The 10,118-nt window shown below is 70.9% G+C and carries 10 protein-coding genes; 1 reads left to right on the top strand and 9 read right to left on the bottom strand.

Features of this window, described 5'->3' with window-relative positions:
* Positions 1-17 precede the first annotated feature (17 nt).
* The 7 genes from nusB to AYO52_RS12740 all read right to left on the bottom strand — a co-directional run bounded on the left by nusB (position 18) and on the right by AYO52_RS12740 (position 6,380).
* Positions 18-596, bottom strand: a complete 579-nt coding sequence (nusB, locus tag AYO52_RS12770) for a transcription antitermination factor NusB (RefSeq protein WP_067717938.1) — start codon at positions 594-596, stop codon at positions 18-20.
* A gap of 2 nt (positions 597-598) precedes the next feature.
* On the bottom strand, positions 599-1,162 hold the full coding sequence (efp, locus tag AYO52_RS12765) for an elongation factor P (RefSeq protein ID WP_067717936.1): 564 nt from the start codon (positions 1,160-1,162) through the stop codon (positions 599-601).
* Positions 1,163-1,237: 75 nt separating this feature from the next.
* Positions 1,238-2,338 (bottom strand): aminopeptidase P family protein, encoded by a 1,101-nt coding sequence (locus AYO52_RS12760; RefSeq protein ID WP_067717933.1) that lies wholly within the window; start codon positions 2,336-2,338, stop codon positions 1,238-1,240.
* Complete coding sequence (gene aroB / locus AYO52_RS12755; protein WP_067717930.1) at positions 2,335-3,462, bottom strand: 3-dehydroquinate synthase; 1,128 nt, start codon at positions 3,460-3,462, stop codon at positions 2,335-2,337. Before aroB ends, AYO52_RS12760 begins: the two co-directional genes overlap by 4 nt.
* Before the next feature lie 58 nt (positions 3,463-3,520).
* The gene (locus AYO52_RS12750) at positions 3,521-4,069 is read right to left on the bottom strand and encodes a shikimate kinase (protein WP_067717927.1); all 549 of its coding nucleotides are present in this window, start codon (positions 4,067-4,069) and stop codon (positions 3,521-3,523) included.
* Positions 4,066-5,280 (bottom strand): chorismate synthase, encoded by a 1,215-nt coding sequence (gene aroC, locus AYO52_RS12745; RefSeq protein WP_067717925.1) that lies wholly within the window; start codon positions 5,278-5,280, stop codon positions 4,066-4,068. Before aroC ends, AYO52_RS12750 begins: the two co-directional genes overlap by 4 nt.
* Before the next feature lie 26 nt (positions 5,281-5,306).
* Entirely contained in the window at positions 5,307-6,380 is a 1,074-nt protein-coding gene (locus AYO52_RS12740; protein ID WP_067717922.1) for an AraC family transcriptional regulator, read from the bottom strand.
* Between the two features lie 70 nt (positions 6,381-6,450).
* Between AYO52_RS12740 and AYO52_RS12735 the strand changes: the two genes are divergently transcribed.
* Positions 6,451-7,965, top strand: a complete 1,515-nt coding sequence (locus AYO52_RS12735; protein ID WP_067717919.1) for an NAD(P)/FAD-dependent oxidoreductase — start codon at positions 6,451-6,453, stop codon at positions 7,963-7,965.
* Between the two features lie 70 nt (positions 7,966-8,035).
* Here AYO52_RS12735 and AYO52_RS12730 read toward each other — a convergent pair whose 3' ends face one another.
* Both AYO52_RS12730 and mltG read right to left on the bottom strand, forming a co-directional pair.
* Positions 8,036-8,875, bottom strand: a complete 840-nt coding sequence (locus AYO52_RS12730; RefSeq protein ID WP_067717916.1) for a shikimate dehydrogenase — start codon at positions 8,873-8,875, stop codon at positions 8,036-8,038.
* Positions 8,865-10,037: an endolytic transglycosylase MltG gene (gene mltG / locus AYO52_RS12725; protein WP_067717913.1), complete on the bottom strand. Its 1,173-nt coding sequence runs from the start codon at positions 10,035-10,037 to the stop codon at positions 8,865-8,867. The genes AYO52_RS12730 and mltG overlap by 11 nt, the downstream gene beginning before the upstream one ends.
* Positions 10,038-10,118 lie beyond the last annotated feature (81 nt).

The raw sequence follows: 10,118 nt of genomic DNA, 5'->3' as shown, positions 1-10,118 counted from the left end.
TTCGGTCCCGAACTCTATCAGTCCCCGGTGTCCGTTCCGGGATCGGCGGACGTGGCCTCCGACACGTCTCCGGGCTCGTCGCCGGCGGCCTCGGAGGCAGCGTCGGCGGACGGGGTGTCCAGGCCCGCCACGGCCCGCTCGGCGGCCCTGATGTGCTGGGCCAGGCCGGCCACGCGGTCGAGGACCGCGTTGACGTACGGAACCGACTTCTCCGCGGACAGGTCGGACACCAGAAGGACCGCCTGGTCGATCACGACGGCGGCGTCCACCTCGTCCGAGCCGAAGAGCAGTTCCCACGCACCGGCGCGCAGGACCGCGCGGTCGACGGCGGGCAGCCGCTCCAGCGTCCACTCCCTCAGGTGCTCGGTGATGGTGGAGTCGAGGCGGTCGAGCCGCTCGGCGACGCCGGTGACGATCTCCATCGTGTAGGGCGCGACGTCGTGGAACTCCTGGGAGTCCTCGCCCATCTGCCGACGCTCCTCGGCGAGCGCCACCACGGCCGCGTCACGTAGCTCCGCCTCGAACAGCAGCGAGACCGCGCGCCTACGCGCCCGGTAACGTGATCCGCGACGGCGGTGGTCGACGTCTTCCGACATGATCAGTCGTTCACCCGGCTGAGGTAGCGGCCGTCACGGGTGTCGATGCGCAGCTTGTCGCCGGTGTTGATGAACAGCGGCACCTGGACCTCGGCACCCGTCTCGAGGGTCGCCGGCTTGGTGCCACCGGTCGAACGGTCGCCCTGCAGGCCCGGGTCGGTGTGCTGGACCAGCAGGTCGACGGCGACCGGCATCTCGGCGAACAGCGGGACACCCTCGTGGATGGAGACCTGGACCGAGGTGTTCTCGAGCAGGAAGCGGGCACCGTCACCCATCACGGTCGGGGTGACGTTGATCTGCTCGAAGTCCTTCTCGTCCATGAGGACGTAGTCCTCGCCGTCGCGGTAGAGGAAGGTCATGTCGCGCCGGTCGACGGTCGCGGTCTCCACCTTCACGCCGGCACTGAACGTCTTGTCGATGGTCTTGCCGCTGACCACGTTCTTCATCTTGGTCCGCACGAACGCGGGGCCCTTGCCGGGCTTGACGTGCTGGAACTCGGTGATCTGCCAGAGTTGGCCCTCCTCCTTGAGGACGAGGCCGTTCTTGAAATCGGCGGTGGACGCCATAGTCGGTACTCCTTCGGGAAGTCGTCCGCGCCGCAGCCGGGGGCGGCGTCGCGCGCATGATCGTGGGTCGGATCCTCAGAGCACCCTGAGGTCCTTCGACGTGGTGGTCAGGGACCGTCCGCCACCGCCGGTGACGGCCACGGTGTCCTCGATTCGGATCCCGCCGAGGCCCGGGAGGTAGATCCCCGGCTCGATGGTGATCACATCGCCGTCGGACAGTGTACTCGTGGACCGGGTCGACACCGCGGGCGCTTCGTGCACGTCCAACCCCACCCCGTGCCCCAGCGAGTGGCCGAAGTGGTCGCCGAACCCGGCGTCGGTGATGATGTCGCGGCTGACGGCGTCGAGCTCGGCGCACGGGACGCCGGCGCGGACGGCCTCGACCCCCGCGATCTGAGCTCGGCGGACGACCTCGTAGGCCTCCACCAGACGGTCCGGGGCGGTCCCCAACGCGACCGTGCGGGTGCAGTCGGACGCGTACCCCGAGACCGTGGCTCCGAAGTCCACCACCACCAGGTCGCCCTCCGCCAAGACCCGGTCCCCGGGAACGTGGTGCGGGTGCGCTCCGTTGGGTCCGGAGGCCACGATCGTCTCGAACGCCACGCCGTCCGAACCGGCCCGCCGCATCGCGTGCTCCAGGTCCGCCGCGACCTCTCGTTCGGTCCGACCGGCCGCCACCAGGTCGCTGCCCAGCACGTGGGTCCACGCCTCGTCGACCACCGTGCACGCTCTGGCGATGAGGGCGAGCTCGTCGGGATCCTTGGCGCGGCGCACCGTCTCCACCAGCCCGCTGGTCTCCACCATCCGGGCGTCCGCTCCCCCGGTCGCCGCGAGCGCACGGCGCAGTCCGGCGGCCGCGGACAGGGTCAGCTGATCGGCCTCGACCGCGAGCGGGGCGTCCGCGGGTCCGCGACGACGACCGAGGACGCCGGCGATGTACTCGCGCGAGATCACGTGGCCCACGTCCGGGGCCTGCTCGACCACCTGGAGTTCGTAGCGGGAATCCGTGCAGAGGACCGCCTCGCCGTCGTCCTCCACCAGGACGGCCCCACCCGACCCGGAGAACCCGGTCAGATAGGCGATGTTCCGTGGGTCGGTCACCAGCAGGGCGTCGGCACCGATGTCGGCGAGGGCGGCGGCGACGGCGCGGCGACGTGGGGCGAGTCGCTCGATCACAGCAGGATCCCTCCACCGCTGGGCTTGCGGCCCTCCGAGATGGTGGCGTACGCCGCCGTCATCAGCGACGGGTCCGGGGCCTCCATGCGCGACGGGCGGGCCAGTCCGTCCAGCACGACCAGCCGCAGGAAACCCGAGTGGTTCTTCTTGTCGCCGGCCATCAGCTCGAGCAACCGCGGGAAGGCGTCCTCGTCGTACCCGGTGGGAAGTCCGAGGGACGCGAGGACGGAGGCGTGGCGGTCCGCCGTCGCGTCGTCCAGTCGGCCCGCCAGCCTGGCGAGCTCGGCGACGAAGCACATCCCGACGCTGATCGCCGCGCCGTGACGCCACCGGTACTGCTCGCGACGCTCCACGGCGTGGCCGAGGGTGTGGCCGTAGTTGAGGATCTCCCGCAGGCCGGACTCCTTGAGGTCCTGGCCGACCACGTCGGCCTTGACCTGCACGCTGCGGCGGATGAGCTCGACGATCGTCTCGCCGCCCGGATCGAGCGCCGCAGCGGGATCCGCCTCGATGAGGTCGAGGATCTCCGGGTCGGCGATGAAGCCGCACTTGACCACCTCGGCCATTCCGGAGACCAACTCGTTGTGCGGGACGGTCTCGAGCGTCGCGGTGTCGATGAACACGGCGGCGGGCTCGTGGAAGCAGCCCACCAGGTTCTTCCCGGCATCGGTGTTGATTCCGGTCTTACCACCGACCGCGGCGTCGACCATCGCCAGCAGGGTGGTGGGGATGTGTACGACCCGGACGCCACGCATCCAGGTGGCGGCGACGAAGCCCGCGAGGTCGGTGGCCGCGCCCCCGCCGAGGCTCACGACGGTGTCCTTGCGGTTCAACCCGATCTGGCCCAGGACGTCCCAGCAGTACCCGGCGACGGCGAGGTCCTTGCCGGCCTCCGCGTCCGGGATCTCGATCCGGTGGGCGTCGATGCCGGCGTCGGCGAGCTTCTCGCGGAGCGCCTCGGCGGTCTGGGCCAGCGGCGGTTGGTAGAAGATCGCCACGGTTCGCGAGGACGAACACGCCTCGAGGATCTCCGGGAGCAGGCCCCGGCCGATGACCACGGGGTACGGGTCCGCGGCGCGTACCTCCACGACGACGGGCTCGGTGGTGTTCTCGTCCTGGTTCATCTGCTGCTCCCGCTCATCGCTCGTGTCGCACTCGTGTCGCTACGCGTCTGGTCGTCACTCATCTCCGAACGCCGCCCCGCAGGTGCGGGTCGCCGGAGTGGAGCCTGTCGACGATGTCCGTCACCACCTTGCCCGAACTGCGCCGCTCGGTGCTCACGGTGGTCCAGGCGACCTCCCGGTACAGCGGCGAGCGTTCGGTCAGCAGTGCCTGGTACCGGGCTGTGACGTCGCCCCCGGCCAACAGCGGGCGACCCGGACCCTGGGATCGGCGCACCCCCTCGGCCACCCCGATCGTGAGGTGGACGACCCGGTGGCCTCGCAGGCGTCGCCGGGTCACCGCCGACAGGACCGCCCCGCCCCCAAGGGACAGGACGCCGTCGAACGACGTGAGCGCGTCACCGATGATCCGCTCCTCGATCTCGCGGAAGTGCGGCTCGCCGTCGGTGGCGAAGATCTCGGGGATGGTCCGGCCCTCGGCCTCCTCGATGAGGTGGTCGGCGTCGCGGAACGGCACGTCGAGCCGCCGGGCGAGCTTGCGGCCGATGGTCGTCTTGCCGGCACCGGGTGGTCCCACGAGCACGGCGACCGGCCGTGCCGGCTCGCTCATGCCTCGTCCGTCGCCCAGTCCAGCCGCTCGGCGACCGCGTCGAGGTATCCGCCGACGTTCCGGCGGGTCTCCGCCAGCGAGTCGCCACCGAATTTCTGCAGGACCGCGCGGGCCAGCACGAGGGCGACCATCGACTCCGCGACGACGCCCGCCGCCGGAACCGCACACACGTCCGACCGCTGGTGGATGGCGGTGGCCGCGGATCCGTCCTCCATGTCCACCGTGCTCAGCGCACGGGGCACCGTGGAGATGGGCTTCATCGCTGCCCGTACCCGCAGGGGCTGACCGTTGGTCATGCCGCCCTCCAGGCCCCCGGCCCGGTTGCTACGACGCTCGACGCCGTCGTCACCGCGGACCATCTCGTCGTGGGCGACGCTGCCACGGCGGCGCGCGGTCTCGAAGCCGTCCCCCACCTCGACACCCTTGATGGCCTGGATGCCCATGAGGGCGCCGGCGAGCTGTGCGTCGAGACGATTGTCGCCGGACACGTGGGAGCCGAGACCGATCGGGAGGCCGTGGACGACCACCTCGACGACGCCCCCGAGGGTGTCCCCGGCCTTCTTCGCGGCCTCGATCTCGGCGATCATCGACTCCGCGGCGGCGGCATCGAAGGCCCGCACAGGGCTGGCGTCGATGTCCTCGAGGTCCGCGTACCCGGGTTCAGGACCGACGTACGGCTCGGACGCACCGATGGAGATGACGTGCGAGAGGACCTCGACGCCGAGGACGTCCCGCAGCACCGCACGGGCGACCGTCCCGGCCGCGACCCGGGCGGCGGTCTCCCGGGCGCTCGCGCGCTCGAGGACCATCCGGGCGTCGTCGAAGTCGTACTTGAGCATCCCGGAGAAGTCGGCGTGACCGGGCCGCGGGCGGGTCAGGCGGGCGGCGCGGGCCTTGTCGTCGATCGCCTCCGGGTCGACGGGGTCCGCCGACATGATCTGCTCCCACTTGGGCCACTCGGTGTTGCCGACCTCGATCGCCACCGGCGATCCCATGGTCCGGCCGTGGCGGACGCCGCCGAGGACCCGGACGGCGTCCGCCTCGAACTTCATCCGCGCCCCGCGGCCGTAGCCCAGGCGACGGCGGGCGAGTTGCGAGGCGATCTCGTCGCTCGTCACCTCGACCCCGGCGATCACGCCCTCGACGATCGTCACCAGGGCCTGGCCGTGCGATTCTCCGGCAGTGGTCCACTTCAGCACGTCGCCGATCATCCCACGTCGGGGTACGGCCCGGCACATCAGGCCCGGGTCGTCGCGGACCGCCGTGCCCGCGAGGCGACGACGGCCCGGTGCGGGGTGTCACCGGTGAGACGCCGGAACGCGTGAATGAAGCTCGAGGCCTCGGCATACCCCAGACGCAACGCGACGTCCTCCACCGACAGCAGACCGGTCGCCAGCATCCGCCTGGCCAGTTCCAGCCGGACGTCGTCGAGAAGCCGCTGGAACGACGTGCCCTCGTCCGACAGGTGCCTGCGCAGGGTCCGGGAACTGACCCCCAGCCCGGCGGCCACCGAAGACATGGAGGCCCCCTGCGTGAGACGACCGGCGATCTCGACGCGGACCCGGCTGCTCACCGGCCCCCGGGTCCGGCGGGTGGCGGCCAGGTCGCGGCACATGGCCTCGGCCACCGTCACCGCCGCCGGGCTCCCCTGCGGGAGCGGTTCGTCGAGACGCGCGGCGTCGAGGACCATCGTGACGCCGGTGCCGTGGTCGGACTCCGACGGCACGAGGCCGAGCCGGTCCCCGTATGCGGTCAGGGTCCCGGATGACCGCCCCCCACCGAAGGAGATGTCGGTGAACGGGACACCTCCGGGGACGAGCTCGCCGAGGACGGAGTGGATCGCGAACAGGTCGCGGTCCACGAGGAACTCGCGGACGTCGTCCGGGAGCGCGGTGTCCTCCAGACGCACCACGATCCTGTCCCCCGTCGACTCCACACCGATCGTGCTGAAGATGTAGCTCAAGTCGATGAAGCGGAGCGTCACGGCGATCACGTCGCGGAGCGTCGGGCTCGACAGCAGGGCGTATCCGAAGATCCCGAAGGTGGTCAACCGGTAGGTGGCGCCCACCTCGGCGGCGAGGGCGGGCCGGTCGCCCGCGGCGGCGCGGAGGTTGCGGATCGCGGTCAGTTCCTGGTCCGGCGTCACGAGTAGATCGGGGGTGGCGAGGTCGGCCGGGGAGAGCGCGATCCCCTGCAGGACCCGGCCGGCCTCCACGCCGAGCCGCTCCCCGGCCTCGACGAGCACGCCGATCCCGATGGCCGAGCGGGGGAAGTCCCAGTGTGGGACCGCGGGGTCGTCCCAGGTGGTCATGTCCGGAATTATGGATTATTCGTCCGTGAATGTCTGCGGCCACGCGGGGCCGGGGCACTACCGTCACGACATGACCTCTTCCTCCTCCCCCGGGACCCGGCGGCGACGACCGCGCGTGATCATCATCGGAGCCGGATTCGGTGGCCTCGGCGCCGCCTACGAGCTCACCCGTGACGGCCTGGCCGAGGTGACGATCCTGGAGAAGGCCGACGACGTCGGAGGGGTGTGGCGGGACAACACCTACCCCGGAGCGGCCTGCGACGTCCCGTCGAACCTCTACTCGTACTCCTTCCACCGCAGGACGGACTGGGGCCGTCGCTACGCCGAGCAACCCGACATCCTGTCCTACATCCGGGAGACCGCCGACAGGTACGGCCTGCGCGAACTCGTGCGCACCGGCATCGAGGTGACCTCCGCGGAGTTCGACGACGACAGCGCCACGTGGACGGTGCACACCGCCTCCGGCGAGTCGTTCGAGGCCGAGGTGCTCGTGCCCGCGGTGGGTCAGCTGTCCCGTCCGGCCTATCCGGACATCCCCGGGTCGGAGACGTTCGCCGGCCCGTCGTTCCACTCGGCCGAGTGGCGGCACGATGTCGATCTGACCGGTAAGCGGGTCGCGGTACTCGGCACCGGGGCCTCGGCCATCCAGTTCGTCCCCCGCATCCGCGAGGTGGCCGCGCACGTGACCGTCTACCAACGCTCGGCGCCGTGGGTGGTGCCCAAGCCGGACCGCGCCTACACGGACGCCCACCGGGCGGCGTTCGCCCGTGTCCCCGGCCTCATGACCGCGATGCGCGGCACGATCTGGGAGACGACGGAGGTCATCGGCCTGGCATTGACCTCCGCGCGGCCGCTCGCCAGGATCCTCGGCGGGCTCGCCCGCGCCAATCTGCGGCTCACCGTCCGCGACCCCCGGTTGCGCGAGGCCCTCACCCCGACGGAACCGATCGGGTGCAAGCGGATGCTGTTCAGCAACCAGTGGTACCCCGCACTCGCGCAGCCGAACGTCGACGTGGTGACCGACACCGTCGCCGAGGTCGTCCCCGAGGGGATCGTCACCGCGGACGGACGGGTGCGTCCCGTCGATGTCGTGGTGTACGGCACGGGTTTCCGGGCCACCGACTTCCTGGCACCGATCACCGTGCGTGGACGCGGCGGTCGGGACCTGCACGAGCAGTGGCGAGAGGGTGCGCGCGCGTATCTCGGGATGGCCGTGCCGGGCTTCCCCAACATGTTCGTGATCTACGGACCCAACACCAATCTCGGGAGCAGCTCGATCATCCTCATGATCGAACAGCAGGCGAGGTACATCCGCCAGGTGGTCGAGGAACTGGCTCGGGCGGATCGGACGGTGGCCGTGGACGTCCGTCGCGAGGTGCACGAGGCCTACGACGACGAGATCATGCGCCGCCTCGGTGCGTCGGTGTGGAGCGGTTGCGACTCCTGGTACAAGGCGGACTCAGGCCGGATCACGACGAACTGGCCGGGACTGGTGCACGAGTACCAGCGTCGCACCCGGACCGCGGACCCGGCCGACTTCGAGACGGTCGCCCCCCGTCGTGCCACGGAGCCCTCGGGCATCTGACCGATCATCCGGCCGTGCGGCTCCGGCACGGTGGGCGTCCCCGTGTCCCCGCGTCTCCATGTCCGCGCGGTCAGCGACCGAGTGCCCTAAAAAGCGCGGCGGCCATCTCCCCGCGCGGCGCCGGGTGCCCGGTGAACAGCTCCACCTGACCGAAGGCCTGGTGGAGCAACATCACGTCGCCACCGACCACGGGGATGCCCGCGGCCAGGGCTGCTGCGCCGGCCGCGGTGGGCCAGGGGTCGTAGAGGACGTCGAACACCCGTCGGGCGCCGGCGACCAGGTCCGTGAGCGCCCGCACGCCGGGTTCGGGGACGGTGTTGATCAGAACATCGGCCCGCGTGATCTCCCCGATCAGTTCCGGGTCGGTGAGTCCCATGGTGCGGACTCCGAGCCCGAGGGCCCGTCCGCAGTCGGCCGCCGGCCCGGCGTTGTCGCGCCTGGAGGCCAGGACCACCTGCGTGGCGCCGGCCTCGGCGAGTCCGGCGAGAACCGGTCTGGCGGTTCCCCCCACGCCCAGGACGACTGCCGTCGGATGGTCCGGGAGGTCCCCGAAGGCGGCGAGCGCCCCGGTCACACCGTCGACGTCCGTGCAGTCGGCGAACCAGCCGCCCGCCCGCCGGACGAGTGTGTTGGCGCTGCCGACGATGCGGGCGCGTTCACTCACCTCGTCGGCGTGGGCGAGGGCGGCGAACTTGCCGGGCATCGTGACCGAGTAACCGATGCGGTCGGCGGGCGACGAGTCGACCACAGACGGCAGTCGTTCGGCGTCGCAGTCGATGCGCTCGTAGGTCCAGTCGTCGAGGCCGAGCGCCCGGTACGCGGCACCGTGCAGGACCGGGGACAGCGAGTGGTCCACCGGGTGCCCCAGGACGGCCGCCGAGCGCGGTGCGCCCGTGGGATCAGCGACCACTGGCGAGGACCCCGTTGGCGATGGCCTCGCTCTGATAGCGCTCGTGCTCCGGGTATTCGTCCGCGAATCTGGTGGTGCCCTCCATGTCGACCGTGACGAAGTACTTCCACTGCCCGTCTGCAGGGTTCTCCATCGCGCGCAGTGCGTCGAGACCCGGTGAACCGATCGGCCCGTAGGGCAGTCCGTCCATCGCGTAGGTGTTCCACGGGGTGACCTCGGCCCGGTCGGCGTCGGTGGTGGCGATCTCCTGGTCGGCCAGAGCGTAGTTGACCGTGGAGTCGAACTGGAGACGCATGGGCTTGGCGAGGCGGTTGAGGATGACCCGTGCGACCTTGTCGAAGTCCTGGAGCTTGCCCTCCTTCTCCACCAGCGACGCGGCGGTGACCACCTCGTAGGGGGTGAGACCGATACGGTCGGCGGCCGGTACGAGTCCGGTCTCGTCGTAGGAGGCGGTCGAGGCGTCGATGAGCTGGCGCAGGATCTCGACGGGCTCGGACTGCGGGTTGATGTTGTGGACCCCCGGGGCGATCAACCCCTCGAGGCGACGGACCGGGTCAGGGGCGCCCCGTACCTCGTTGATGGCCCACTCGGGGACCGCGAGTTCCGCCGGGTCGGCCTGCACGGCCGCGTCGACCATCTCCTGGGGCTGCCGACACATCGGGGCGGCCTCGGGCTCGTCCAGATCGCGGAGGCACGTGGCGTCGGCGATCAGGGTGTAGATGCCCTTCTCCCTGCCGCCGCCCACCACGACCGTGTCGAGCAGCCGGCCGCCCGGTTTGACCTCGATGAACCCGACGCGGTTCTGCGGGTCCGCCAGTGCGTCCACGGCGGCGGCCGCGCTCATCTCCTGCCGGACCTGGTAGTAGCCGGGCTGGATGCCCTCCACGGTCGTTCCCGCCGCCGCTCCGGTGAAGGCGCGGGTACTGGCCACGGTGCCGATGTCGTAAAGGCGGTCCCCGACGACCCCCAGGGTGTCCCCCGGTTCCACGTGCAGCAGCGCGTTGCCGCTGCCCTGTCCGTCGAAGTCCGGCGCCGCCGCGACCTCGGTGTTCTGGTTGCGGTAGACCATCACGCCGAAGGCGAGGACCACCCCGATCACGGCCGCCAGGAGGATGAACCTCGTGGTGGCTCCTGTACGCGAGCGTCCTCGTGCCGCAGACATCGTGCTCCTCGGTCATGGTGTCAGGGGAGCTGTCACGCGGACAGCATCGTGCTCGTCGGCCAGTTTATCCAGGCGGGCAGG

This window comes from Dietzia sp. 111N12-1, from assembly GCF_001658045.1.
GTDB classification, from domain to species: domain Bacteria; phylum Actinomycetota; class Actinomycetes; order Mycobacteriales; family Mycobacteriaceae; genus Dietzia; species Dietzia kunjamensis.
The sequence above is the reverse complement of the archived record's forward strand: the minus strand, read 5'-3'. Positions and strand labels throughout refer to the sequence as shown.